This is a genomic window from Polaromonas sp. P1_A2 (assembly GCF_056406895.1).
Genome location: NZ_JBFTZI010000002.1, coordinates 254,867 through 281,737, shown reverse-complemented (window position 1 = coordinate 281,737; position 26,871 = coordinate 254,867). Strand labels below are relative to the sequence as shown.

Genomic DNA, 26,871 nt, shown 5'->3' with positions numbered 1-26,871 from the left:
GACCCAGACTGCGGGTCGCCTTTTCTTTGCCTACTTTCTTTTGGCGAAGCAAAAGAAAGTAGGTCGCCCGCCGGGGCGAGACCCGGCCAGCTGAACCAAGAAGAGGAAGGAGGAGGATGAGAAGGAAAAGCGCGCAAGACCGGAGCAAGACCCGGCCCCCACCTTTACTCCTCGCCAGTCCTGCCGGCTTCAGCAGCAGCCGCCGCCAACGCATCGGCAGCGGCGTCGCCACCGCCGAAACCACCGCCACCAAAACCACCAGCGCCACCGCCAAAGCCGCCACCCGACGAGCCGCCAAGGCCGGCAACGGCTTGCAAGGCCGCGTCATAGGAGCTGACCAGCGCCGCATTCCCCAGCGCCGCGGTGCTGGCATTGGAAGTCGTGATGCTGAGCGCGCCATCCACAAAGCCCAGCGCATAGTTGCCCGAGATCGAGCTCAACCCGCCTGGCGTGATCACATAGTTGCCCGCGGCCACGGCCCCCTGCGAGGAGCCGCCATAGGCCAGCGCACCACCGATGTCAGCCGAGGTGTCGCCCGCCACAAAGCCGTTGTAGCTCACGCCGTTGCCGCCTCGGTAAGCCGAGCCGTCATACAGCTTGGTGTCGCCGTTGGCCGTCACGGTCAGCGCCTTGGGTGTGATGCTGGCCGTGGTGCTTGTGCTGGTGTTCAGCAGGTTGTAGTTGCCGGCGTCGGTGCCTGAAGTGCTGATGCCGTTCACGCCGACGGCCTTGCCTGTGCCGGCATTCTTGTCGGCGAAGGTGGCGGTTCCCGTGATGCCGACCACATCGCCGGCCACGCGGTTGTCGCCATACGTGACTGCGGCCACCGTGCTGCCGTCGTACACCTTGTTCACGCCCGTGGCTGTCACAGTCAGGTCGGCTTTGTTGATGGTGCTGGTCGTGTTGTTGGCGTAGCTCACGGCGTAGTTGCCGTTGTTGACGCCATCGCCCACCGTCACGCCGCTGGTTCTCACGGTCTTATTGCCGGTACCGGCGTTCTTGTCGGTAAAGGCAAAGCTGCCGCCGGTCAGGCTATCGCCGCTGAACAGCGTGCCCGCCGTGACGGTGGCGGTGCCTGCCGCCGACAGGTTGCCGTCATAGGTCTTGGTGACGTTGCTGCTGCCCACCGTGAGGCTGGCCTGGGTGATGCTGGCCTGCTGCGTGCCGCCGGTGAAGGTGTAGTTGCTGGCCAGGCCGCTGCCATCCACCAGGTTCAGGCCGGCGACCGTCAGCGCCTTGTTGGCGCCCACATTCTTGTCGGCCATGGTGGCGGTGCCCGTGAGGCCCAGGGTTTCGCTGCCCACCAGCGGGCCGATATTCAGCACGCCGGCCGCCACGTTGGCCGTGCCGTCATAGCTGCGCGTGCCCGAAACACTCACCGCAAAGGGATTGATGGTGCTGGTGGTGTTGTCGGCGTAGCTGACGTTGTAGTTGCCGTTGTTCACGCCATCGCCCACCGTCACGCCCACCGTCGTCACCGTCTTGTTGCCATTGCCGGCGTTCTTGTCGGTAAAGGCAAAGCTGCCGCCCGTCAGGCTGTCGCCACTGAACAGGGTGCCGCCGGTCACGGTCGCGCTGCCTGCCGCGGTCGTGTTGCCGTCATAGGTCTTGGTGACGTTGGCGCTGGATACCGTCAGGTTGGCCTGGCTGATGGTGCTGCTCGTATTGTTGGCATAGCTGACGTTGTAGTTGGCGTTGTTCACGCCGTCACCCACCGTCACGCCGCTGGTCGTCACCGTCTTGTTGCCCGTGCCGGCGTTCTTGTCGGTGAAGGCAAAGGTACCGCCCGTGGCGTTATCGCCGGCGAACACCGTGCCGGCCGTCACCACCACCATGCCCGCTGCGCCGGTCGTGCCGTCATAGGTCTTGGTGACGTCGGAGGTCGACAAGGTCAGGTTGGCCTTGTTGATGGTGCTGCTCGTGTTGTCGACATAGGCGATGTTGTAGTTACCCGTGACATCCACGTTGCCGCTGTCCTTGATGGTCAGGCCGCTGGCTTGCACCGTCTTGTTGCCGCTGCCCGCGTTCTTGTCGGTAAAGACCTGCGTGGCGGCGGTGTTGACCACTTCGCCCGCACCGGCGCCCGCCAGCACACCGACCGAGCCCGTTCCCGTGGCGCTCAAGGTGCCGTCATAGGTCTTGGTCACCGCATTGGCCGTCACCGTGAGGTTGGCCTTGTTGATGGTGCTCGTGGTGTTGTCGGCGTAGCTGACGTTGTAGTTGTTGCCGCCATTGCCGTCGTTGACCGCCACCCCGCTGGTCGTCACGGTCTTGTTGCCCGCACCGGCGTTCTTGTCGGTAAAGGCGAAGCTGCCGCCCGAGATGCTGTCGCCGCTGAACACGGTGCCGCTGGCTACCGCTGCGGTGCCGGAAGCGGCCAGAGTGCCGTCATAGGTCTTGGTGACGTCGCTGGTCGTCAGCGTCAGGTTGGCCTTGTTGATGGTGCTGGTCGTGTTGTTGGCGTAGCTGACGTTGTAGTTGGCGTTGTTCACGCCGTCACCCACCGTCACGCCACTGGTCGTCACCGTCTTGTTGCCGGTACCCGCATTCTTGTCGGTAAAGGCAAAGGTTCCACCGGTGGTGCTGTCACCTGCGAACACCGTGCCGGCCGTTACCACCACCGCGCCCGTCGCGCTGGTCGTGCCGTCATAAGTCTTGGTGACGTCACTGGTGGACAGCGTCAGGTTGGCCTTGTCGATGGTGCTCGTAGTGTTGTCGGCATAGGTAATGTTGTAGTTGCCCGTCACGTCGGCATTGCCGCTGTCCTTGATGGTCACGCCGCTGGCGCGCACCGTCTTGTTGCCAGCACCAGCGTTCTTGTCCAGGAAGGCCTGGCTGCCGGCGGCATCGACCACCTCACCCGCGCCAGCCCCGGCCAGCGCGGCCACCGTGCCTGTACCCGTGGCGCTGGTGGTGCCGTCATAGGTCTTGGTCACCACATTGGCCGTCACCGTCAGGTTCGCCTTGTTGATGGTGCTGGTCGTGTTGTCAACATAGGCAATGTTGTAATTGCCGGTCACGTCGGCATTGCCGCTGTCCTTGATCGTCACGCCGCTGGCGCGCACCGTCTTGTTGCCCGTGCCGGCGTTCTTGTCGAGGAAAGCCTGGCTACCAGCGGCATTCACGACCTCACCCGCTCCGGCACCTGCCAGGGTAGCGACAGTACCGGTACCCGTGGCGCTCAGCGTGCCGTCATAGGTCCTGGTCACCGCATTGGCCGTCACCGTCAGGTTGGCCTTGTTGATGGTGCTGGTCGTGTTGTCGGCATAGCTGACGTTGTAGTTGGCATTGTTCACGCCATCGCCCACCGTCACGCCTGTTGTCGTCACCGTCTTGTTGCCGGTACCCGCATTCTTGTCGGTAAAGGCAAAGGTTCCGCCCGTGGCGCTATCGCCGGCGAACACCGTACCGGCCGTCACTACAACTGCACCCGTCGCGCTGGTCGTGCCGTCGTAGGTCTTGGTGACGTCGCTGGTGGACAGCGTCACATTGGCCTTGTTGATGGTGCTCGTGGTGTTGTCGGCATAGCTGACGTTGTAGTTGGCGTTGTTTACGCCGTCACCCACCGTCACGCCGCTGGTCGTCACCGTCTTGTTGCCGGTACCCGCATTCTTGTCGGTAAAGGCAAAGGTTCCGCCCGTGGCGCTATCACCTGCAAACACCGTGCCGGCCGTTACCACCACCGCGCCCGTCGCGCTGGTCGTGCCGTCATAAGTCTTGGTGACGTCGCTGGTGGACAGCGTCACGTTTGCCCTGTTGATCGTGCTGGTGGTGTTGTCGGCATAGCTGACGTTGTAGTTGGCGTTGTTCACGCCGTCACCCACCGTCACGCCGCTGGTCGTCACCGTCTTGTTGCCGGTACCCGCATTCTTGTCGGTAAAGGCAAAGGTTCCGCCGGTGGTGCTGTCGCCGGCGAACACCGTTCCGGCCGTTACCACCACCGCGCCTGTCGCGCCGGTGGTACCGTCGTAGGTCCTGGTGACGTTGCTGGTGGACAGCGTCAGGTTGGCCCTGTTGATGGTGCTGGTCGTGTTGTCTGCATAGCTGACGTTGTAGTTGGCGTTGTTCACGCCGTCACCCACCGTCACGCCGCTGGTCGTCACCGTCTTGTTGCCGCTGCCGGCATTCTTGTCGGTGAAGGCAAAGGTTCCGCCGGTGGTGCTGTCACCTGCGAACACCGTGCCGGCCGTCACCACCACCGCGCCTGTCGCGCCAGTCGTGCCGTCGTAGGTCTTGGTGACGTTGCTGGTGGACAGCGTCAGGTTGGCCTTGTTGATGGTGCTGGTGGTGTTGTCGGCATAGCTGACGTTGTAGTTGGCGTTGTTCACGCCATCGCCCACCGTCACGCCCGTCGTGGTCACCGTCTTGTTGCCGGTACCCGCATTCTTGTCGGTAAAGGCAAAGGTTCCGCCCGTGGCACTGTCGCCGGTGAACACCGTGCCGGCCGTTACCACCACCACGCCTGTGGCGCCTGTCGTACCGTCATAAGTCTTGGTGACGTCACTGGTAGACAGCGTCACATTGGCCTTGTTGATGGTGCTCGTGGTGTTGTCGGCATAGCTGACGTTGTAGTTGGCGTTGTTCACGCCATCGCCCACCGTCACGCCCGTCGTGGTCACCGTCTTGTTGCCGCTGCCGGCATTCTTGTCGGTAAAGGCAAACGTTCCGCCCGTGGCGCTATCACCTGCGAACACCGTGCCAGCCGTTACCACCACCGCGCCTGTGGCGCCTGTCGTACCGTCATAGGTCTTGGTGACGTCGCTGGTGGACAGCGTCAGGTTGGCCTTGTTGATCGTGCTGGTGGTGTTGTCGGCATAGCTGACGTTGTAGTTGGCGTTGTTCACGCCATCGCCTACCGTCACGCCCGTCGTGGTCACCGTCTTGTTGCCGCTGCCGGCATTCTTGTCGGTAAAGGCAAAGGTTCCGCCCGTGGCACTGTCGCCGGCGAACACCGTACCGGCCGTCACCACAACTGCACCCGTCGCGCTGGTCGTGCCGTCGTAGGTCTTGGTGACGTTGCTGGTGGACAGCGTCAGGTTGGCCTTGTTGATGGTGCTGGTCGTGTTGTCGGCATAGCTGACGTTGTAGTTGTTGCCGCCATTGCCGTCATTGACCGTCACGCCGGCCGTTGTCACCGTCTTGTTGCCCGTGCCCGCATTCTTGTCGGCAAAGGCAAAGCTGCCGCCGCTGGCGGTGTCGCCGCCCAGCAGTGCCGTGCCCGCCGCGGCCACCGCCGTGCCGGCGGCTGAGAGCGTGCCGTCGTAGGTCTTGGTCACATTGCTGCTGCTCAGCGTCAGGTCGGCTTTGGCGATGCTCAGCCCGCCGCCGATGATGTCGTAACCCTGCTGGTTCGAGTAATAGCCCGTGCGGTAGCTGCCCGCATTGCGCCCGCTGGCGTTGCTGCCCGACACGCCAACGACGGCGATGACGGGGCCCGTCTGCGTGCCGCCGTTGTAAGTCAAGCTGGTGTCGCCCAGGTTCAGCGCAGTCAGGAAGCTGCGCAGCAGCGGGCCGGTGTTGCCTTCATAGATGCGCCAGATGGTTCCGTCGCCGCCCACGTTGCTGGCGTTCCAGCCGGCGTCGATAAAGGTCTGGGCCTTCATCATGTCCGCCGTGAGTATGCCGGTACCGCCGCCCGCGGTGGTGGCCTGGCCCGTGGTCTGGGTGTCCCAGAAACTGCCGGTCACCGTGCCGCTGTTGTCCAAGCCCACCAAGCCGCCTGCGCTGGAGGTTCCCGCCACAGCACCGGTGGCATAGCTGTTGGTGATGGTGCCGCTGTTGGTGCCCACAAGGCCACCCGTCGTATTGTCGCTGCTGGTGCTCACAGCGCCACTGGCATAGCTGTTGGCGATGGTGCCGCCGTTGTTGTTGGATCCCACCAGCCCGCCGGCATTGGCATTGGTACCGACCACGGTGCCGGTGGCGTAGCTGCCGCTCACGGTTCCGTTGTTGACTCCCGCCAAGCCCCCCACATCATTCCCGGCGGTCACATTGCCGCTTGCATAGCTGTTGCTGATGGTCCCATTGTTCACACCGACCAACCCGCCCGTGAGCTGCATGCCGTTCACAGCCGCAGAGCTATGGCTGTTGGTGATCGTCCCAGTAGCGCTGCTGCCCACCAACGCGCCTACAGCGCCGTTGCCGGTGACGCTGCCGCCCGTCAGCCCCAGGTTGGAGACCGTCCCGCCATCCAGGTAACTGACTAAACCAACGTTGCTGTCGCCAGGCCTGTTGATGACCAGTTGGTCGACCACATGGCCGCCACCGTCCAGGCTGCCGGTAAATAGCGTACCGGCGGCTATCGGCTTGACGCCCGCACTCGCATTCCAGTTCACGGTGCCGCTGGCATCAATGTTGTTGGCCAGCTTGAAGTTCTTGTCCAGCATGCCGTCGGAGCCCGCGCCCTGCAGGCCGTAGATGTCGGCAATCCGGTAGGCCGTGTTGGTGCTCAGGCCGTCACCGCCCAGCGCGCGCACAAAGGTTCCGCCGCTGATGCGGAAGTCACCTGCGGAGAATGTGGGCAAGGTGCCAACCTGGCTGAAAGTGCCGCCCTTGAGTTCAAACACACCGCTGACGTTGATGGCCGCCGGCGCGTTGATGCTGCCCTGGGCATGGAGCGCCAGTCCCGCGGCGCCGATGGCGCTGCCCAGGCTGATGTCGCCCGCCGTGGCGGTCAGGCTGATGTTGTCGTTGGTGGAGGCAAAGGCATTGCCCACCGTGATGCCCGAGGTGGAGTTGGACGTCAGGCTGACGTTTTGCACGGAGCCGCTGTCGGTGCTGATGCTGTAGTTGGCGGTGTCCAGCGCATTGTCGGTGGCCACGGCGATGTCGCCGCTGGCACCCGTGGTGGTAAAGCTCTGCAGGCCGGTGGTGTTGGCGCCCAGCGCGATGCCGTCCCGCGACGAGGCGGTCAGCGTCGTGGCCGTGATGTTGTTGGTGCCGCCGTTGGCATCGGTGATCGCACCGGCCGAAGCGGTCAGCGTCACGTCTGAACCGGAAACAGTCTTCACATCCAGGCTGCCGGCCGTGGCCGTCAGGTCCACCGTGCCGGTGGTGGCGACATTTTCGATACCGCCACCGTTGGCCAAAGTCACGGCGATAGGCCCTGTAGTGCTGGTGGCGGTCAGTGCCGCCGCATCGGCTCCGAGGCTGATGCCGGTGGCCGCGGTGGCCGTCAGCGCGCCAGCCGTCACCTGGCCCGTGCCGCTGATGCTGCCGCTGCCGGCGGTGAGCTGCACCGCGCGTGTAGGGTTGCTGACGGTGTTGTTGAGTGCCAGGTCAGTCGTTCCGCTGAGGGCCAGCGTGCCATCGGCCACGGAAACAGGTGCCGTCACCGTCAGCGCGCCGCCCGTGGTGCCGACGGCGACATTGCCGGTGCCCGTGGTCGACACACCGTTGATCGCGCCGCCGGGAACGGTGCCACCGCCAAACGTCACCTGGTCGATTACCAGCGCATTGTTGTTGCTGATGCCAATGTTGCTGCCGGCCACGGCCGAGAGCGCATTGACACTGGTATTGAGCGCGTTGTCACCGCCCGCGCCGTCACCGATGTAGCCGCCGGCGCGGACCGCCAGGTTGTTGGCGGTCAACGCCGTGGAGGTACCGGCCTGCTGGACGTTCGCGCCGGCAGAAACGTAAATGTCGCCGGTCGTGGTCTGGGCGCTTGCGTTGTTCGAGAAGATGACGTCACGCCCGGCTTCAAGCCGGATATTGCCGTTGACGGCCGACAGCGTGCCGCTGGTGTTGATGGTCAGGTCGTTTCCGCCACCCGCGCTCAGGCTGATGTTGCCGGCGCCGTTGCGGCCCAGGCCGTTCACCGTGAGCGAGCCATTGCTGGTGGCAATGTCGATGTCGCCCGTCGTGAACAGGTTCTGCACCTGGGTGCCGGCCAAAGACACGTTGCCGCCGCCGTAGATGACGCGCGTGTTGCCCTGGCGTGTGGCCGTGAAGACGCCGCTGATCGCATTGCGCGCCGTTCCCGTCACCGGGATGATGCCCAGGCGCTGGCTCAGGTCGCCCGCCCCCGTGCCGGCGCCTATGCCGCGGTTGGCCGACACGGCCACCGAGGAGCCGTTGAACCAGCTGCCGGGCACCTGCTGTACATAGCCGTCCGCGGCGGTCACGACCACCGCCTTGCCGGCGCCTGCGGTGCCGCCGGCCAGGGCGGTGCCACCCGTCGCGTCAATGCCGCCAATCGAGACATTGTGGTTGGCGTTGCCGGCAATCACGGTCACGCTGCCGCCCGCGCCGCCGTTGTTGGCCACGGCGGCGCCACCCAGGGCATTGCCGCCCTTGGCATTGGCGTTACCGGCCAGGCTCACGCTGCCGTTGCTGGCGTTCAGGGTGATGTTGCCCGCGGCGCCTATGGAGCAAGTGGCGCCGTTGCTGCAACCGGCATTTTCGACATAACTGGAAACATTGCCGCTGCCGGTGATGTCGGAATTGGCGCCCGTGGTGGTGATGCTGACAGTGCCGCCGGTGCCCGACACAATGGTCGCGCTGCCATAGTTGGTGTTGACCCGGTTGAGCGAGCCCGCGCCGCCGTGGGCATCGAGGTTGCTGAACTGGATGGTGGCGCCCGCGCCCACCGTGCCCAGCGTGACATTGCCGGCATTGCCGCCATTGCTGCCGGGCTGGGAGTTGGCGACGTACTTGCCGCCCCAGGTGCCTATGGTCCCCGTGGTGATGGAAGCCGCGCCCGTGCCGGCCGTTGTCACCAGGACGGTGCCGCCGCTGCCGCCATTGCCGATGTATCCCGCCTGGCCGCCCTGGGCGGAGAGATTGCCCACACTGATGCTGCCGGCGCCGCTGTTGCCCGTGTTCCTCAGCGTGATGTTGCCGCCGTTGCCGCCCGTGCCGAACATCCAGGCAAAGTTGGTGCCGCCACCGCTGCCATTGCCGCCATTGGCCAGCACATTGCCCGAGATGGCGATGCCGGCGCCGGCGGTGGCCGTGGTCACGCTCACATTGCCGCCCTTGCCACCGGAAGTGGCGTTGTTGCTGGCCGTGGTGCTGCCCGCATTTCCGCTGGTGCCTTGCGCGGCGAGGTCGCCAGTCACGGTGATCGAGCCGCCATTGGCACCACTGGTGCTGAGCTGGATGTTGCCGGCGTCCGAGCCGTTGGTGTCCATGCTGCTGGCCGCGCCCGAAGTCCTGATGGCGGCGCCTCCGCTGCCCGTGGCCGTCAGGGTACGGCCCGCACTGATGGCCACGTTCGCACCCACGGTGGACACCGTCAGCGCGTTTTGCGCATAGTGGTCGTCGGCTGCCAGCGTGATGGTGTTGGCGCTGCCGCCGATGGTGGTGACGGCCTGGTTGAGTGTCAGGTTGTCCGTCGTCCCGCCGGTATCGACGGTAGCCAGCGAGATCGCACCGCCCGTGCTGCTCACGCCGGCGATGGCGCCGCCCGGAACCGTCGAACCCGCGAAAGTGGCGGTGTCAACCGTCAGCGCGCCGGTGTTGCTCACCGAGATCGCGCCCGGCGCCACGGCAGAGAGCTTGTTCACCTGGGTATTGAGCTTGTCCGCAGCGCCGCTGTTGCCGACGTAGCCGCTGGAGCGTATCGCCAGGTTGTTGGCCGTGACGGCAACGCCGGTGCCGCCCTGCCGGATGTTCCGCCCGGCCAGATAGACGTCGCCCGTGGTGGTGACAGCGCCTGTACCGTTGAAGGTGATGTCGCGGCCGGTGAGCTGCACATTGCCGCCATTGGCGCTGACGGTTGCGCCGTTGGCGATGGTGATGTCGCCCGCGGCGGCGTCGGTCGCACTCAGAGCCAGCGTGCCACTGCCGACCGATGAGGCGCCCAGCGTAAGCGAGCCGCTGCCGGCGTTGATGGCGACATTGTTCGCGCCAAGGTTGCTGACGCTGACCGCGCCGGTGAAACTGTTGGCGCCGGTCAGGCTGACCTGGCCCGCGCCGGCGTTGACGCTGGTCGCACCGCCTACCACCAGGGCACCGGCGGTTTGCTGGATGGCCGCATTGCTCGCGGCGAGCGCCAGGTTGCCGGTCGCCGTGAGGTCCTGGTTGATGTTCAGGCCGTTGGTCGCGCTCAGGCTGAGGTCTTTGGCGCTCAGGGCGCCGCCCATGGCAATGGAGCCGCCCGACAAAGTCAGGTTGCCCGTTCCGGCATTAAAGGCACCCAGCGTCAGAGTGCCGCCGTTGGCCGCCATGTTGACGTTCTGGTTGACGCCCGTCAGGGTCAGGGCGTTGAAGTCAAGGTTGCCGCTCACGCTGACGCTCACGTCATGGGCGGCGGTGATGAGCGGGTTGCCGACGGCCGAGTCGCTGCTGAAATCGATCTGCCCGCCGCCGCCCGTTCCCTGCGAAGTCAGGTTGAGCGTGCCTATGGCGCCGCTGGAGGCGTTCACGCGTATTCGGCCGGTGCCCGTGTTGCCCGCTGACGCAGTGAAGTTGCCGTTGCCCAAGACCATGACGTTGGCGGCGGAGTTGGGGTCGCTTCCCCGGATGTTCGTGCCCGCGTACAGGTCGAAGGAGCTGGCTCGCCAGTCCACGCCGCTATTCACGATCAGTTCACCCGTGGTGGCTTTCAGCTTCAAACTGCCTGCATTGATCTGCCCCAGGTCGCCGATACTGCCGCCGGCCGTCATGTCTATCGCGCCGGTGTTCGTGTTCAGGGTTCCGCCGCCGGTGATGTCGCCGCCGGCGTTGGCCGTCAGCGCCAGGGCGCCGGAGGAGGAAGCGACATTGGCGTTAAAACCGATATTGCCCGCGGCGGTCATTGTCAAACCAGCCGCGCCTCCAGCGCTTTTCCCGATAGCCTGGTTGATATTGATGTCGCGCTCAGCGGTCAAGGTGAAGGTGTTGCTGTCCGTCCGGTTGATGGCCTGGTTGACATGGATGTCGCCGTTGCCGCCGGCCGTGCCCATGGTGGCGGTGGCGATTTCAAAATTGCCGCCGGTCAGGGCGGCCTGGACGGCCGTGGCAGACATGTCGCCCGTGGCGGAGATGGTGAAGTCGTTCGGGTCTATCAGCCATTTTCCGGTGCGGCCGCCACTGCCTTCAGCGGCCAGCGTAGTGACCCTGGCGCTGTCGGCCACCTTGACATGCGCGGCAGACGTTTCAACAAACCCGCCGTCGCCGCCATTGGGGGCGCTCGCATCCAGCGTGCCGCCCACATGGACCGTTCCGGCCTCCATGTCGCCCATCAGCAAAATGCGGCCGGCCTTGTTCTGAATCGTTTTGGCTTCAATGACGCCGGTGTTGTTCACTGTGGCCGTGGTCAGGCTGTCCATGGCCTTGGCCGAGAGCAGCACCTGCCCACCGTCGGCCTTGATGAGCTGCCTGTTCTCGGCCAGCGCATTGACTGCACCCTGGTCGATGCTGTAGCCCAGCAGGCTGCCGTTGTCGATATTGAGCGTGACCTTGTTGCCGGCCGCCAGCAGGGCCGTGCCCAGCGTCGCGCCTATCACGCCCTCGTTGCGCACCTCGGGCGCCAACAAGGCGATATAGCCGCCGTTGGCCGCCGTCAGCGTGCCCTGGTTCACCACGGAACCGCTCGCGCCGTTGTTGCTGAACACATGGTTGCCGGCCATAAAGTCGGCATTGCTCATGGACAGCGTCGAAGCCACCAGCCCGCCGACGTTGACCTGCGAGCCCGCGCCAAATAGCACGCCGTTGGGGTTCAGGATAAACACCTGGCCGTTGGCCGTGAGGCTGCCCAGCAATTCACTCGGGCTGCTGCCGGTGATGCGATTCAGCGCAATGGCCGCCGCATTCGGCTGGTTAAATCGCAGTGCTTCATTGGCCGCGGTGGACAGCGAGGTCCAGTCAATCGCCAGCCGCTGGCTGGCCTGATTGATCGTGGTGGTGTTACCCAGCGTGGAGACACTGCCGCTACCAGCCGACACACTGGCATTGGCCGCATCGGCCGCATGCGCTTCATGCGTGAGCACCGCCAGCGAAGCCAGCAGTACCAATGCCGCCCGGCAGGCGGTATTGAGCCTGAAGCCCGCGCCGCCGCCATCACTTCCTCCTTGCGCCTCTACGTCATCCCACTGCACGCTGCCGCGCGCCGAACCGCCCTTGCTGCGCCCCTTGGCGTTCTCCGCCACAGCCACCCACAAGCTCAGGGCGGCGTTCCAGACAAGACGGTAGATGCGGTTCATGCTGGCGTGGCTTTTCATGATGAGGACTTCCGAAAAAATAGGACCAAGGCGACTACTGGCCAGGCGCGCGCGAGGCGCACGCCTGTGACAAAACGTGCAAATCGTAAAAGTCCACTCCCCGCCTGTATGTCCCTAGTTATGGGGACACCGCGGCCGCGCCCATGTGAAAATTTCCCTTTCGGGCCGCGCACTTTCATCACCTCTTCAACTCTTCACCGGATGGCGGGAGGCATGGACTCTGATCACATGCGGGCGATTCTGTGTAACAAGCTTGTTGGCGGCAATACTGCCGATGCAGTAGTGGTGGGTTGATGGGTGGAGATAGTGGGGAGAGTGCTATGGCTTGTCCCCAAAACTGGGGACAGACAGCAACGCCAGCCCGGCATACCATGCCTGCGACCCGGAGGGTGTACGCGCATGATTGTTGGCATGGTGCTTGCACGGTGCTGTGTATGCTGTGTGGCAACGGCGGCAGCCATGCACCGCCGAGGCAAGCCGGCGGGAAGTCGCGGGCAGACAATAACGAGGGCCGGGAAGCGCTATGTCGAATATTCTGAAAGCCGCGCTGCTGCTGGCGGCGCTGGCTGTTGCGGGCGCCGGCCGTGCCGAGCCGACGGAGATCTCTTTTTATTTCCCCATCGCGGTGGGCGGTCCCGTCGCCAAAAGCATTTCGGCGCTGGCGGCCGATTTTGAAAACAGCCATCCCGACATCCGTGTCAAGCCCGTCTACACCGGCACCTACAAGGACTCCATCGTCAAGGCGCTGACGGCGCACAAGAGCGGCACGCCCCCCGACGCGGCCGTGCTGTTTGCCGTCGACATGTACACGCTGATCGACGCCAATGCCATCGTGGCGTTCGACGACCTGGTCGCCAACGCCGACGATGTGGCCTGGCTGCGCGGTTTTTACCCGGCCTTGATGAACAACAGCCGTGCCGCCGGCCAGACCTGGGGCATTCCCTTCCAGCGCTCGACCATACTGCTCTACTGGAACAAGGAGCTTTTCAAACAGGCCGGCCTGGACCCGGAGCGGCCGCCCGCCGACTGGGCCGAGATGGCCGACTACGCCCGCAAGCTGACCCGGCGCGATGCGCAGGGCAACACCACGCAGTGGGGCGTGCAGATACCGTCCTCGGGATTTCCTTATTGGCTGTTCCAGGGGCTGGCCACGGGCAACGGCGCCGAACTCATGAACGCGGCCGGCACCCGCACCTATTTCGACAAGCCCGCCGTGGTGGAGGCGCTCCAATACTGGGTAGGCCTGTCGCGCGAGCGCAAGGTGCACCCGCCGGGCATCGTCGAATGGGGCGGCACGCCCAACGACTTCCTGGGCGGCAAGGCCGCGATGATCTGGACCACCAGCGGCAACCTGGGCAACCTCAAGGCCAAAGCCGGTTTTGACTTCGGCGTGGGCATGTTGCCCGGCAACACGCGCCGCGGCTCGCCCACGGGCGGCGGCAATTTTTATGTGTTCCGCAAAACCACGCCGGAGCGGCAAAAAGCCGCGTTCCGCTTCATCCAGTGGATGGTCGCGCCCGAGCGCACCGCGCGCTGGAGCATTGATTCGGGCTATATCGCCGTCAGCCCGGCCGCCTGGGAGACACGCACCATGAGGGACCATGTGATGGACTTCCCGAAGGCGGCCATCGCGCGCGACCAGCTGCAGCAGGCCGTGGCCGAGCTTTCCACGCATGAGAACCAGCGTGTGACGCGCGCGCTCAACGCCGGCCTGGCGGCGGCGCTTACCGGCGCCAAGACGCCGCAACAGGCCCTGAAGGACGCGCAGGCCGAGGCCGAGCGCATCCTGCTGCCCTACCAACGTTAACAGCGTTAACCCATGGCAGATCAAGTGCTTTCTTCACCCGGCGTGCCCAAAGCCCGGCCCGCGGCGCTCAGGCGGCTGCGCTTTTTCAGCTACCTGCTGCCCTGTGTGGTGCTGGGCCTGGCGCTGGCCGCCGCCTGGTATTTCTGGGAGCGCGAGCGCCGGGAGATCGAGCAGGTGCTGCAGGGCGAGTTCGATGCGCGGGTGCGCGAGACCACCAGCCTTTTCCGCGAGCGCATGCTGGCCTATGAGCAGGCGCTGCGCGCCACGCACGGCCTGTTCGCCACCTCCGACCAGGTGCAGCGCGGCGACTTCCAGTCTTTTGTCGCCAACCTGCGCATCCAGAACCACCCGGGCCTGCAGGGCATGGGTTTCGCGCTCATCGTGCCGCCCAGCGAGCGCGAGCGCCACATCGCCGCGGTGCGCAGCCAGGGCTTCCCGGCCTACACGGTGCAAGCACCCGGCGACAGCGGCGCCAGCACCTCGGCGCTGTACTTCGAGCCCACCGGCTCCTCCTTCCTGAGCACGCTGGGCACGGACTATTTCGCCGAGCCCTCGCGCAGGCCCGCGATGGAGGCCGCGCGCGACAGCGGCGGCATCGCGGTGTCCAACAAGGTCAGGCTGCCCGAGGAGGACGCGGCCCAGGTCCAGGCCGGCTACCGCATGTATTTGCCGGTCTATAAAAACGGCAAACCGCAGGGCACGCTGGCCGAGCGCCGCGCGAACATCGTGGGCTGGATTTACGCCGCCTTCAGCATGGACGGCCTGATGGACAACATCCTGGGCGAGCGCGCCAACATCACCGTCGAGGTCTACGACGGCGCGGGGCAGGACGATGACCAGTTGATAGACACCTACAGCGACCGCGTGGGCGGCGAGTCGGCCGTCAAGCTGTTTTACGCGACGCAGCAGGTGGAGGTGGGCGGCTACGGCTGGACGCTGACGGCGCGCTCCCTGCCCAATTTCACCACCGCCATCGCCATCAGCAAGCTGCAGCTGGTGGCCCGCCTGGGCGCCGCGGCCAGCGTGATGGCGGCGCTGCTGACCTGGGTTTTGCTGCGCCGCCGCCTGCGCGCGCTCAGCGCCGCTGAAAACCTGCGCAGCGCCAAGGAGCATGCCGAAGCGGCCAGCCGCGCCAAGTCGCAGTTCCTGGCGGTCGCCAGCCACGACCTGCGCCAGCCCATACAGGCGCTGAGCCTGTTCGTGGCCACGCTGCAGGCCATGGCCGGGCGCGCGCAGATCCCCGGCACGGAAGTGAGCCACATCGCGCAGCGCCTGCAGCTGGCGCTCAACGGGCTGGGCCGCTTGCTCAACGGCCTGTTTGATTTGTCGCGGCTGGACAGCGGCACGGTGGAAGTGGCGCGGCGGCCGGTGGAGGTGGCGCAACTGCTGGCGGAACTGAACAACGCCTTCGCCGGGCCGGCCGGGGCCAAGGGCCTGGGTTTCAAGGTCTTTGCGCCGCGTGGCCTCTGGGTCGACACCGACCCGCTGGTGTTCGCGCGTGTGCTGTCCAACCTGGTCGCCAACGCGGTGCGCTACACCGAGCAGGGCCGCATCCTGGTCGGATGCAGGCCGCGCGGCAACATGCTGGAGTTCCAGGTGTTTGACACCGGCATAGGCATCGCCGACGAGGAGCGCGCACGCATCTTCGGCGAGTTCTACCAGGTGCCCAATGTGGCGCGCGACCGCGAGCACGGCCTGGGCCTGGGCCTGGCCATTGTGTTGCGCTCGGTGCGCTTGCTGGGCGGGCAGGTCGATGTGTGCTCCACGCCCGGCAAGGGCTCGGTGTTTTCCGTCATGCTGCCGCGCGCGGCGGCGCCCGAGCTCGCGACCACGGTCCCCGCGGACCTGCGCGACCATTTCACCGGCAGCGTGCTGGTGGTTGACGACGATCCCGAGGTGCGCGAGTCCATGCAGCGCCTGTTGACCGAATGGGGCCACCCGGTGCGTGTGGCCGCCACGCTGGGGGAGGCGATCAACGCCGCGGCCGATCTGGCGGACTCGCTGGCACTGGTGCTTACGGATTACCACCTGGGCAATGGCGTCACCGGCACCGAGATCGTCGAGGCGGTGGAGCGCCGCCTGGGCCGGCAGGTGTCCGCCGTCATCATCACCGGCGATACTTCCGCCGAAACGGTTGCCGAGGCGGCCCGCAACGGCTTGCGCCTGCTCTACAAGCCGGTGGAGCCGCGCGTGCTGGCCGCGTTGATGAAAAGCATTCAATGAGCATCACCATGACATCCATCCTCTCCACCCCCTCCACCATCGCGACCACCAGAATCCTTCTTGCGGAAGACCATGTGCTGATGCGCGACGGCCTGAAGATGCTGCTGGGCACCCAGCCAGGTTTTGAGGTTGTCGCGGAAACCGGCGACGGCATGGCAGTTGAAGCACTGGTGAGGCAGTTCAATCCCCAGCTCCTGCTGCTGGACCTGGGACTGCCCGGCCAGCACGGCGTGAAGATCGCCGCCAGCATCAAGGCCGAATTGGGTGAAGCCGTCAAGGTGCTGGTGCTCACCGGCGACCTGCAGGCCGACTCCGTCAGGCAGGCACTGGCGGCAGGTGCCGACGGCTATGTGCACAAGAGCGAGGACAGCGCCGAGCTGTTGCTGGCTGTGCATGCCGTGCTGGCCGGTCGGCAGTATGTGAGCCGCAATATCGCCGCGGCCTTTTCGCCGCGCGCGCGGCTGGTGGACTACGCCGGCGACAAGCTGGTCGCGACACCTCGCGAACGCGAGATCATGTCGCTGGTGGCGCGCGGCCTGAGCAACCGCGAGATTGCCGAGTTGCTGACGATCAGTGTGCTGACAGTACGGACGCATCGGCAGAACTTGATGGAGAAGTTTTCTTTGCGGAATGCGGCGGAGATTACTGCCTATGCGGTGCAGAGGGGTTATTACGTTCCGGCTTGATCTGCCGGGTCTTGCTCCGGCAGGCCCCCTTCAGTGCGGCGTGTAATAGCCGCGCCGCACAGCGCAGGCGGTTATTTCGGCCGCGTTGTGCAGCCGGAATTTCTCCATCAGGTTTTGCCGGTGGGTGCGCACCGTGAGCACGCTGATGGCCAGCAGCTTCGCGATCTCGCGGTTGCCCAGGCCGTGCGCCACCAGCGACATGATCTCGCGCTGGCGCGGCGTGGCCGTCTGCGCTTCACCGGCCCTCTCCATGCGAAGGGAGCGCGGCAAAAAGACCGCCGCGATGCCGCGGCTGACATGCTGGTGGCCGGCCAGCACGGCGTGCACCGCGCACAGCAACTCGTCGCCGTCCTCGCTTTTGTGCGCATAGCCGTCGGCATCCGCCAATAGCGCCCGCCTGAGGATAGCGGGCTGCAGCTCGCCGGTCAGCAGCAGCACCTTGACGGCACCGCCGAAGCCGGCCCTGATGGCGGCCACGATTTCCAGGCCTGGCGCGCCGGGAAGGTCCATGTCCAACAGCACCAGCTGGGGCAACAGCCGGTGCACCAGCGCCTGCACGGCCTCGCCGTCGCCGGTCTCGGCGACGACCTCAAAGCCGGCCTGGCCGGACAAAAGCATCCTGAGGCCGTCACGCATCAGCGCGTCGCCTCCGGCAAGCAAGACGGTGGTGGGGCAGCAGTTCAATCCAGCTTCTCCAGGCCTGGGCAACAAGGACACGGCCCGGCGCCGGACTTGATGACTGCCCTACTGTGGCAAAGGGCCGCTGAACTGTCTGTCCCCAGTTCTGGTGACACTGCGGCAAGCCCCCACCCTAGCCTCCCCCAGCGGGGGGAGGGAGCAAGAGCTGCATGTACTCCTTCCCCCTCTGGGGGAAGGTTGGGATGGGGGCCAGCGGCCCTCAAAAACGGCGCGGCCTATTCGGCTTTGTCCTGCCCCTCGGCCTCGGCAGCAGCCGTATTCAGCGCCTTGATAAGCGCGGCGTCATCCAGCACCTTCGATTCGCTGTCGATGCTGTTGCCCAGGAGTTTGTCCGTGCCGGCAATGGTGTTGAGCGCGGTCATATAAGCCCCCTCCAGCGCCGCGCCCACGCCGGGAGAAGGCGTCGTCGGTGAAGGTGCGGGGGACGGCACACCCGTCACCGTCAAGGTGCCGCTGGTATAGGCGATGCTGTAACCCAGGGCCGATGCCAGCGTGCCCTGCGTAATCGCATGTGCGGGGCCGGTCGCGGCGGCGCCTGTGGGCGCCGACAAGGCGCCGCTCAGCGCGCTGGCCGCGGTGTCGCCCGCCACCAGGCCGCTGTTGACGGTGTAGGTCAGTACCGGGTCGGCGCCGCCATATGCCTTGCTCTGGTTGTCGCCGCTCACATTGAGCGTAGGCACAACGCTGTAGACAAAGCGGTTGCCGCTCAGCGAAGTCATGGAGGCGTCCGACGGCAGGTTGCCCGCAAAGGTGCGGCCAAAGGCGTTGCCGGTGGAAACCAGGCCGCCCAGGGTGCTGGCAACAGGACTGGTCGAATAGACAAGGAAGCGGCCCGCTCCTGGGTTGAGCGCGCCGGCGCCCGCGTTGTTCACAAAGTTGCGCCCGGCGGCCAGCACCAGCGAATCGTTGGCCGCGCTGCCGGAGCTCACGCCGTTGTTCAAAGTAAGGTCGCTGGCCGCCCCCGTGGTGCGCACCAGCACCTTGCCGCTGGCCGTGAGGCCTGCGGTGTTGACCGTGCCGACAGTCAGCGCGCCGGCTTGCGAGTACTCGGCATTGCCGGTGTTGCCGGCCAGCGTCGTCACCGCATTGCCCGCGTTGTTGAGGGTGTGCGTTCCCGCGCCCAGCAGTTCCAGGCCAGTCGCGGTGATGGCCGCGGTTTGAGTGCTGGTGCCGGCGGTGTTCAGCGTGAGTTCACTGGCCGTCAGCGCACCGTTGATGGCGATGTTACCGGCGGTCGTGGTCAGCTTGAGCTTGTCCTGCGCATTGCCGAAGGCGTTGTCGACCGTGATGCCGGCGGCGGATGACACGCTGACCGTCTGCGCGGACCCGGCGGCGGTGCTGATGGCGAGGTTGCTGGTGCTCAGCGCGTTGGCGGCGGTGAGGCTGATATCGCCCGCAGCGCCAGCTTCTGTGGTCGCCAGCGTTTGCAGGCCGGTCACATTGGTGCCCAGCGTGATGCCGTTTGCGGCAGTTGCGTTGAGTGTGGTGGCGGTGACGTTGTTGGCCGCGCCGTTGGCATCAAGGATGGCACCAAAGCTGCTGCTGAGGGTGACCGAGCTGCCGGCCACCGCCTTGACCGTCAGGTCGCTGAGAGCTGTGATGTTCACCGCGCCCGTCGCGCTGATGTTTTCCAGGATGCCGCCGTCCATAACAAATCGCAGGTTGACCTGTGAACCGGCGCCGCTCGCCACTGCCACGACCGGGGTGGTGTTGTTGATGCCGATTGCGCCGGCCGGGTTGACGCCTATGCTGCCGTTGCCTGCCTCCAGGTAGACCGAGCCAGAGCCGATGTTGAGGATGTGCGTCGAGGGTCCTTGCACACTGATGCCGCCCGTGGCCACGATGCTCATGGCGGCGGTGCCCGCAGTGGTACCCGTGGCGTTACTTCCATTCTGGAAGAGATTCGCAGCCAGGGAGATATCGCCTGTGTTGGCAATGTCGACGCGGCCGGGGCCGGCGTTGAGGTTGAAGTTCAGGAAGCTGGCAGTGGCGGCGGTGTTGCGAATGGTGAGGTCGCCTGATGTATTGTTGCGCAGGCTGCTGAAATTCTGGATCTGGTTGCCTGCGTTGGCCAGCGTCATGCCGCCGGTGCTGGTGGCCTGCAAGGTGTTCGCGACGATGGCCTGGGTTTGTGACAGGGCGCCGCTGCTGTTCAGAATCACCATACCGGTTCCGGAGTGGGTGATGCCGGCCGTTCCGTCCACCGTTCCCACAGACAGCGCAGAGCCGGAGCGGACCTGGAAATTGCCCGTGCCGTAGGCGCGCCCGCTGACCTGGCTGATCTGGTTGATAGCGTTGGCCAGAATGACGCTTCGTGCATCGGCTTTCAGGTTGGCGACGGTGAAGGCCGTCGGCCCCGTCTGGCTGATCGCGCCCGTGATGTTGTTGTTGATCAGGCTCAGGGTCGGCGAGCTGGCCAGGTTGATATCGCCCCCGGTGTTGCCGATCACGATGCCGCCGGTGTTGATGGTGCTTCCGATCACGATCCCCGAAGCGGTGATCCGGTTGAGCTCGTCATTGCGCAGGTTCATGGCGGCGGTTTCAGACGCCCCGCCAAGCGTGATCGCCCGGAAGCTGCTGTTCGTATTGATCGTCACCCTGCCCGCGCCCGCGTTGACGGCACTGCCGATGTTGACACGGTCACCCTGCAGCGCGATATCCCCGCCCCCGCTGTTGATGCCAGTGCCGTTGATGTTCAGGTCAAAGTTGGTGGCCGGCGAGGCCGGCGCCGTACCCGACCCGAGCAGCGACATGGCCGCGCCGTTGGAGTTGATGCTGCCGCCGGTCAGGCTCAGGCCCTGGGAACCGGCGGCGTGTACCACCGCCGAATTCCCGCGGCCGTCCATGCTAATCGCGCCGGTCGAGCTGAGGCTGCCGCCCGCCATGGAGATGCCCGTGAACGTTGCCGTCGTCGAGAGGCCCACCCCAGCACCTGAAACGGAGAGCCCGCCCGTGCCCGCGATCAGGTCGGCGCCGGCATCGACCAGGATGCCGATGCCGGTCGTGCCAGCGTCCATATCAGCGACGACGTCGAGCAAGATGCGACTGGCCGCGCCGGACTGCAGCTTGCCTTTTGCAATGATGCCCCTGGTATCCGTGGCGGCGGCGAGGGCACTGAGGATCTGGCCCCTGACCTCCACGTTGCCGCCGGTGCTGGACACCTCGGAGCCGGTGCCCAGCTCAACGGCGACGTTGAGGGCCGACGCAGTGGTCTGTGCATTGCCGGTGACGGCGATGTTGCCCGTACCCGTGACCTTGGCCAGTGAGTCCAGCCGCACCCCGCGGGCCGCCTGGGCAATGGTTGTGCCCCAGCCCGACTCGCCGAGGATGGTGACGGTGCCGGCGCCGCCTGCGACGTTGGAGTTGGTGATGGCCACGCCTGCCGCCGAGCCGCTGGCGGCGACAGCAGCGGCGCCGCCGCTCTTGAGCTTGCCGGTGATGCCTATGGTGCCGCTGCCGGTGGTGCTGACGTTGGTTTGTGTGGCCCCGCTGTTGACCAGCTCGACCGCGTGATTGTCTGAATTGGTATTGGATGCGTCAATGCTGATGTTTCCGCTGCTGGTCAAACTGCTGCCGGCCAGCTTGATGGCTGAACTGGCGCTGCTGATGTTGGCATTGCCGCTGATGAGGGTGGCACGGTCCAGCAGGACGCCGTACTGCGCCGTGTCCGCCGTGATGCCATTGATGGCGAGGGCGCCGGTGCCTGCGTTCACGGTGCTCTGGGACACCAGCACGCCCGAGTTTCCGGCCTGGCCCGCCCCGGTCAGCGAGATCGCCCCTCCGGCAGTCTGCACAGCCGCGTTGCTGATATCCAGCGCGCCTGCGGAGTTGACGGTGATCGTGCCGGAGCCGCCGGTCACGGCGAGCCCGGAGCTCTTGATGGCCTGGGTGGCCGAGGCTGTGTTCACGTTAATCGTGCCGCCGCCGGAGACCTTGAAGGTCAGGGCGGTGCCGTCCCCGCTGCCCGTGAGGTCGATGCCGGTGCCGCTGGCCCCGGTGGTCTTGATGATGAGGTTCAGGCCACTGGGCATTTCCACATCGGCATTGCTGAAGTTGCCCGTCGTGTTGATCGAATCCGTGGCCTGGATGGTCATGTCGGAACCCGCGGCTTCAAGCGTGTCCTCGTAAATGGTGTTGGCCGCCGCACCGGAGCCGCCCGCGATGGTCATCGTGGCCGGGTCCAGCAGCCAGTTGCCGTTCTTGCCTTGCGGCGCCCGCGTATTGACCCTGAAGCCCGGCAGGATCTTGAAGTTCGCGGCACTGGTTTCGATAAAGCCGCCGTCACCGCCATCGGGGGCCGAGGCATCCAGCGTGCCGCCGATATGGACCATGCCGTGTTCCATGTCGCCGATCAGCATGATGCGGCCGGCCTTGTTGGCAAGGGTCTTCGCTTCAATGATGCCGGTGTTGTTCACGGTGCCGGTGGTCAGGCTGTCCAGGGCCCTGGCCGAGAGCAGCACCTGCCCGCCGTTGGCCTGGATCAAATGTTTGTTCTCGGCCAGGGCATTGATCGCGCCCTGGTCAATGCTGTAGCCCAGCAGGCTGCCGTTGTCGAGGTTCAACGTGACCTTGTTGCCAGCGGCAAGCAGCGCAGTGCCCAGCGTGGCGGTCATCACACCTTCGTTGCGCACTTCGGGGGCCAGCAACGCCAGGTAGCCGCCCTGCCCTGCGTTCAGCGTGCCCTGATTCACCACCGAGCCGCCGGAGCCCGTGAACACGTTGTTGCCAGCCATGAAGTCGGCATTGCTCATGTTCAAGGTCGATGCAACAAGGCCACCGACATTGACCTGGGAGCCGGCGCCAAACAGCACGCCGTTCGGGTTCAGGATAAACACCTGGCCATTGGCCGTGAGGCTGCCGAGCAGCTCGCTGGGGCTGCTGCCGGTGATGCGGTTCAGTGCAATCGCCTGCGCGTTGGGCTGGTTGAATACCAAAGCCTCATTGGCACGGGTGGACAGTGAAGTCCAGTCAATCGCCAGCCTCTGCGTCGCCTGGTTGATCGTGGTGACGTTGCCCGCGGTGGCGACGGTGCCTGCGCCTGCGACGACGGCCGCATTGGCCGCATCTGCAGCGTGCGCCTGGGGAACCATAAGGATGAGAGAAAACAGAACACCAAGAGCCGCCTTGCAGACGGCGTTAAGCGTGAACCCGCTACCACCTTCGCCTCCATGCCCGCCATCACCTTGATGAACCGAACTGCAATCCACACTTGAGCGAACCGAGCCGCCCTTGCTTTTGCCTCTGACGTTCTCAGCCACAGCCACCCACAGGCTCAGGGCGGTGTTCCAGACGAGGCGGTAAATACGGTTCATGCTGGCGTGGCTTTTCATGGAAGCTTTCGTTGACGGGCGGGACTTGCAGCGAACCAGGTTGCTCGCCAATCAGTCGGGCCAGCGCCACCCGCTGTTGTGGAACGCCTGCCTGACCGGCCGTCATCGTACGAAACACGAAAGCCGCTGTCTGTCGCACATATTCGCTACACCCAGATATCTTCAGGGGCCGCTCCCGGACACAATATTGGACCTAAGAGCAGCAGAAATGGGCGCCAATAGCTATCAAAACAATAGCACATGGGTCGTCCGGGTGGCTTGATCCCGGCACCGACGGGACAGCGAACAGGCCTTGCCGGTGACCAGCCACCGGTTACCGGCTTGCATGTAGAACAAACAATCTACACGAATAGCGAGTCGTGCGACCGAAACCGTCGCAAAATGTCGCCTGATGAATGCACCTCCCGCTGAACAAGACCTGCCCGTAATCCACGTCGCCATCGTCGAGGACGATCCGGGCTTTCGCGGAGCGCTGAGTCGCGTGGTGCAGGGCGCTTCTGACATGCGCCTGGTGGGCGCGGCGGGCACCCGCGCCGAAGGCTTGCAGATGCTCAAGCAACCGCCGGCCGATGTGCTGCTGGTTGATTTGGGCCTGCCCGATGGCTCAGGCATCGACGTGATCCGCGCGGCTTCCCAGCAGTGGCCGGCCTGCAGCATCATGGTGAGTACCAATTTTGGCGACGAGACGCATGTGATGCAGTCGATCGAATCCGGCGCTGCCGGCTACCTGCTGAAAGACAGCTCACCGCTGAAGATGGTGGCCGAGATCCGCAGCCTGGCCAGCGGCGGCAGCCCGATCAGCCCCATCATCGCCCGGCAGGTGCTGGCGCGCTTTCGCCGCAGCACCGCAGCGGGCGCCGGCACGACGCCCGCCGATATCGACGCGTCCTCGCTGCTGTCGGCGCGTGAAAAGGAAGTGCTGGACTACATCACCAAAGGTTTCACCGCGGTGGAAATTGCCAGGCTGATGGAGTTGTCGCCCTTCACGGTGCGCACTTTTGTGCGGCGCATCTACAGCAAACTCAAGGTCACCTCCAAGGCGGAAGCGATCTACGAAGCCAGGCACCAGGGCATTCTGTCGCAGTAGTTGCCCGTGCGCATGCCCTTTCATAACCACCGGCTCCTGCGTTTTTTGCCCCGCGTAGCGCTGCTGGCAGCAGCCGCGGTGCTGACGGGTCTTGTCGCCTGTGGCTCCGCGGACACCCGCGCGGGTGCTTCCCCCAGCGCGGCGGCCCTGCATCTCACCCAGGCTGACTGGCAGGTGCAAACCGATGCGGGCTTCACCTCGCCACCGCTCACCCTCGACGGCCAAACCCTGCTGGACCACTGGCAACCCGTTGCGCTGCCGCACGCCTTGCCCGTCTCGGTGCTGGGACAGGCCCGGGCTGCAGCATCCGCCGGCGTGGCACCCGTCACACGCACCAGCTGGTTTCGACTGACCGTGCCGCCGGTCCCGGCATCGTCCGCGCCGCTGGCGCTGTATGCGGCCCGCGTGCGCACCGACGGCACCCTCGCGGTGTACGCCGACGGTCACCTGATACACACCGCACAGCAGCAAGGCCCGTTATGGAACAGCCCGCACACGCCGCTGTGGGTGCTGCTGGAGAAATCACCCGATGGCCGCCCGCCGCGCGAGATCACGCTGCGCATCGAGCACACGGCTGCGACGCAGGTGGCGCTGTCGTCACTGTGGCTGGGCCCGGTGGATGCCATCAGCTGGCGCTACCACGGCCGCCAATGGCTGCAGCAGGAATTGCCGGGCATGTTCAGCTCGGCTTTCCTCGCTGTCGGCATCTTCGCCTTGCTGGTGTGGCTGCGGCGCCGGCATGAGCCGGGCTACCTGCTGTTTTTTGTGTTGGCGGCCATGTCCTTCATCCGGGGCCTGCATTTTTATGTGAACTTCCCGATTGCCAACGACTGGTTTGCCTGGTTCACCGTCAACTCGCTGTTCTGGCTGGTCACGGTGGTGCACTTTTCAATCGGCCTGCTGCACCGGCGCCGGCAACTGTGGCTGACGCGGGCACTGATTACCGCGTCCGTGCTGATGGCCCTGCTGACCCTGCCCCTGTGGCCGGCCCTGCCCAACACGCCGAGGACCACGCCCATGCTGTACGTGGTGGCCGCACTGATGGGCGTGAGCGTCAGCGTGGCGGGCATCGTCAACGCCTGGGGGCGCTCGCGCGACGCCATGGTAGTGGCCATCGGGACGGTGCTGGCCACGCTCTTTAGCGCGACCGACTGGTTGGTACAGAACAATTTCATCAGCCCCGAAAACTGGTATCTGGGCCCGCATACCAACGCGATCACCTTCAGCGTCTTCGGTTACGTGATGTACCGCCGTTACACCGGCGCCATTGCGGAGGTCGAGCAGGTCAACGCCAGCCTGGCCGAGCGCCTGCGGGTGCGCGAAGCCGAACTTGAAGCCAGCCACCGCAGCCTGCGCGAGATCGCCCAGCAGCAGATGCTGAGCCACGAACGCCAGCGCATGATGCAGGACATGCACGACGGCTTGGGCTCGACGCTGATCAGCGCCATCCGCTCCGTCGAAGTCGGCGGCATGAGCGACGAACGCGTGAAGCAGACCCTCAAGGACTGCATGGACGACCTGAAGCTCGCCATCGACTCGATGGAGCCGGTTGAAGCCGACCTGTTGCTGCTGCTGGCCACACTGCGTTTCCGGCTCGAGCCCCGGCTGGAAGGCACCGGCATCACGCTGCTCTGGGAAGTTCAGGAACTCCCCGCGCTGGACTGGCTGGACCCTTCAAGCGCGCTGCACATTTTGCGCACCCTGCAGGAGGCTTTCGCCAACATACTCAAGCACGCCCAGGCCAGCGAGATACGCGTGGCCACCAGCGCGGCCGACGGCTGGGTCAGCGTCAGTATTACCGACAACGGCAAGGGCTTCGCGGTTGACCAGGCGCTGCAAAGCGGCGGCAAAGGTTTGTCCAACCAGCAGCGCCGCGCCCGGGCCATAAGCGGCGAGGTGAACTGGGAATCTTCAGCCAGCGGCACACGGCTGACCTTGCGCCTGCCGGAAAAGCGCCCCGCAACCATGTGATTCCGCCGATTGCAACAAAAGCGTTAACACCGTCATCCGCCGATACGCTGTTGTCCCTCTTTCCGGCGACAAGGCCGGAATTCCGCGCCGCAAGGCATCCAAACTGTCCCTAGATATGGGGACACGCGCCGGCCCGGCCTTGAAGCAAAATGGCAATATTTCCGGCCGTCCGCTTCCCGTCCCGCGGGTAGCACGTCCATGCATGCACAAGGCATGCGCCAACGCAGGAACCGATATGCAGCCCAGTCCAGCCCCGTCACCCATCCACGTGGCGCTCGTGGAGGATGACGTCCTTTTCCAGAACGCCATCGTGACCGCCATCTCGGCTTCGCCCGACATACGCCTGATGAGCCTGGCCAGCACGCGCGCGCAAGGCCTGCAGTCGCTGCAGGGCGCGCCCGCCGATGTGCTGCTGGTGGACCTGGGCCTGCCCGACGGCTCGGGCATCGACGTGATACGCGCGGCGCACGCGCAATGGCCGACCTGCGCGGTGATGGTGTGCACGGCCTTCGGCGACGAAGCGCATGTGCTGCAGTCCATAGAAGCCGGCGCATCGGGCTACCTGCTCAAAGACAGCGAGCCCGAGAACATGCTGCACGAGATCCGCAGCCTGCACGGCGGCGGCAGCCCGATCAGCCCGCTGATCGCCCGGCAGATCCTGATGCGCTTTCGTGCCGCGCCTCCAGTGGTGCCGGCAACCGCGCCGGCCCCAGCCGCCGGCGAGCAGGCCGTTCTGTCCAGCCGCGAAAAGGAAGTGCTGGAACTGATCACCAAAGGCTTTACCGCCGACGAGATCGCCCGCCTGATGCAGGTGTCGCAGCACACGGTGCAGACCTATGTGCGGCGCATTTACAGCAAGCTCAATGTGAATTCGCGAGCCGAAGCGATTTATGAAGCCAGGAACCAGGGCATTCTGGCGGCCTGA

General features: G+C 65.3%; 9 protein-coding genes and 1 pseudogene. 6 read left to right on the top strand and 4 right to left on the bottom strand.

Going from position 1 to position 26,871, the window contains the following annotated elements; translation table 11 throughout:
• Positions 1-164: 164 nt before the first annotated feature.
• Positions 165-12,143 (bottom strand): YDG domain-containing protein, encoded by an 11,979-nt coding sequence (locus AC1D09_RS08245; protein ID WP_477701007.1) that lies wholly within the window; start codon positions 12,141-12,143, stop codon positions 165-167.
• A gap of 523 nt (positions 12,144-12,666) precedes the next feature.
• Between AC1D09_RS08245 and AC1D09_RS08240 the strand changes: the two genes are divergently transcribed.
• From AC1D09_RS08240 to AC1D09_RS08230, 3 genes are read left to right on the top strand one after another with little or no spacing between them, the layout of a single operon-like run.
• The gene (locus AC1D09_RS08240) at positions 12,667-13,950 is read left to right on the top strand and encodes an ABC transporter substrate-binding protein (protein ID WP_477663162.1); all 1,284 of its coding nucleotides are present in this window, start codon (positions 12,667-12,669) and stop codon (positions 13,948-13,950) included.
• Positions 13,951-13,962: 12 nt separating this feature from the next.
• Positions 13,963-16,173, top strand: coding sequence for a CHASE domain-containing protein (locus AC1D09_RS08235; protein WP_477663163.1), 2,211 nt, complete (start codon positions 13,963-13,965; stop codon positions 16,171-16,173).
• 8 nt (positions 16,174-16,181) lie between these two features.
• Complete coding sequence (locus tag AC1D09_RS08230; protein WP_477663164.1) at positions 16,182-16,859, top strand: response regulator; 678 nt, start codon at positions 16,182-16,184, stop codon at positions 16,857-16,859.
• A 30-nt stretch (positions 16,860-16,889) separates the two neighbouring features.
• Here AC1D09_RS08230 and AC1D09_RS08225 read toward each other — a convergent pair whose 3' ends face one another.
• From AC1D09_RS08225 to AC1D09_RS08215, 3 genes and pseudogenes are all read right to left on the bottom strand, one after another.
• Positions 16,890-17,576, bottom strand: a complete 687-nt coding sequence (locus tag AC1D09_RS08225; RefSeq protein ID WP_477701006.1) for a response regulator — start codon at positions 17,574-17,576, stop codon at positions 16,890-16,892.
• Between the two features lie 197 nt (positions 17,577-17,773).
• Positions 17,774-22,648, bottom strand: coding sequence for a beta strand repeat-containing protein (locus AC1D09_RS08220; RefSeq protein WP_477663209.1), 4,875 nt, complete (start codon positions 22,646-22,648; stop codon positions 17,774-17,776).
• 126 nt (positions 22,649-22,774) lie between these two features.
• Positions 22,775-22,870 (bottom strand): annotated as a pseudogene (locus tag AC1D09_RS08215) (ESPR domain-containing protein); the annotation flags it as partial.
• Positions 22,871-23,279: 409 nt separating this feature from the next.
• Here AC1D09_RS08215 and AC1D09_RS08210 point away from each other — a divergent pair.
• The 3 genes from AC1D09_RS08210 to AC1D09_RS08200 all read left to right on the top strand — a co-directional run bounded on the left by AC1D09_RS08210 (position 23,280) and on the right by AC1D09_RS08200 (position 26,871).
• Positions 23,280-23,975: a response regulator gene (locus tag AC1D09_RS08210; protein ID WP_477663166.1), complete on the top strand. Its 696-nt coding sequence runs from the start codon at positions 23,280-23,282 to the stop codon at positions 23,973-23,975.
• Between the two features lie 12 nt (positions 23,976-23,987).
• Positions 23,988-25,946, top strand: a complete 1,959-nt coding sequence (locus AC1D09_RS08205; RefSeq protein WP_477663167.1) for a sensor histidine kinase — start codon at positions 23,988-23,990, stop codon at positions 25,944-25,946.
• Between the two features lie 235 nt (positions 25,947-26,181).
• Positions 26,182-26,871 (top strand): response regulator transcription factor, encoded by a 690-nt coding sequence (locus AC1D09_RS08200; RefSeq protein WP_477663168.1) that lies wholly within the window; start codon positions 26,182-26,184, stop codon positions 26,869-26,871.

Bases quoted from the DNA above. Each gene is read 5' to 3' on its own strand.
- AC1D09_RS08245 (WP_477701007.1), bottom strand. From the start codon at position 12,143: ATGAAAAGCCACGCCAGCATGAACCGCATCTACCGTCTTGTCTGGAAC.
- AC1D09_RS08240 (WP_477663162.1), top strand. From the start codon at position 12,667: ATGTCGAATATTCTGAAAGCCGCGCTGCTGCTGGCGGCGCTGGCTGTT.
- AC1D09_RS08235 (WP_477663163.1), top strand. From the start codon at position 13,963: ATGGCAGATCAAGTGCTTTCTTCACCCGGCGTGCCCAAAGCCCGGCCC.
- AC1D09_RS08230 (WP_477663164.1), top strand. From the start codon at position 16,182: ATGACATCCATCCTCTCCACCCCCTCCACCATCGCGACCACCAGAATC.
- AC1D09_RS08220 (WP_477663209.1), bottom strand. From the start codon at position 22,648: ATGGTTCCCCAGGCGCACGCTGCAGATGCGGCCAATGCGGCCGTCGTC.
- AC1D09_RS08210 (WP_477663166.1), top strand. From the start codon at position 23,280: ATGAATGCACCTCCCGCTGAACAAGACCTGCCCGTAATCCACGTCGCC.
- AC1D09_RS08205 (WP_477663167.1), top strand. From the start codon at position 23,988: ATGCCCTTTCATAACCACCGGCTCCTGCGTTTTTTGCCCCGCGTAGCG.
- AC1D09_RS08200 (WP_477663168.1), top strand. From the start codon at position 26,182: ATGCAGCCCAGTCCAGCCCCGTCACCCATCCACGTGGCGCTCGTGGAG.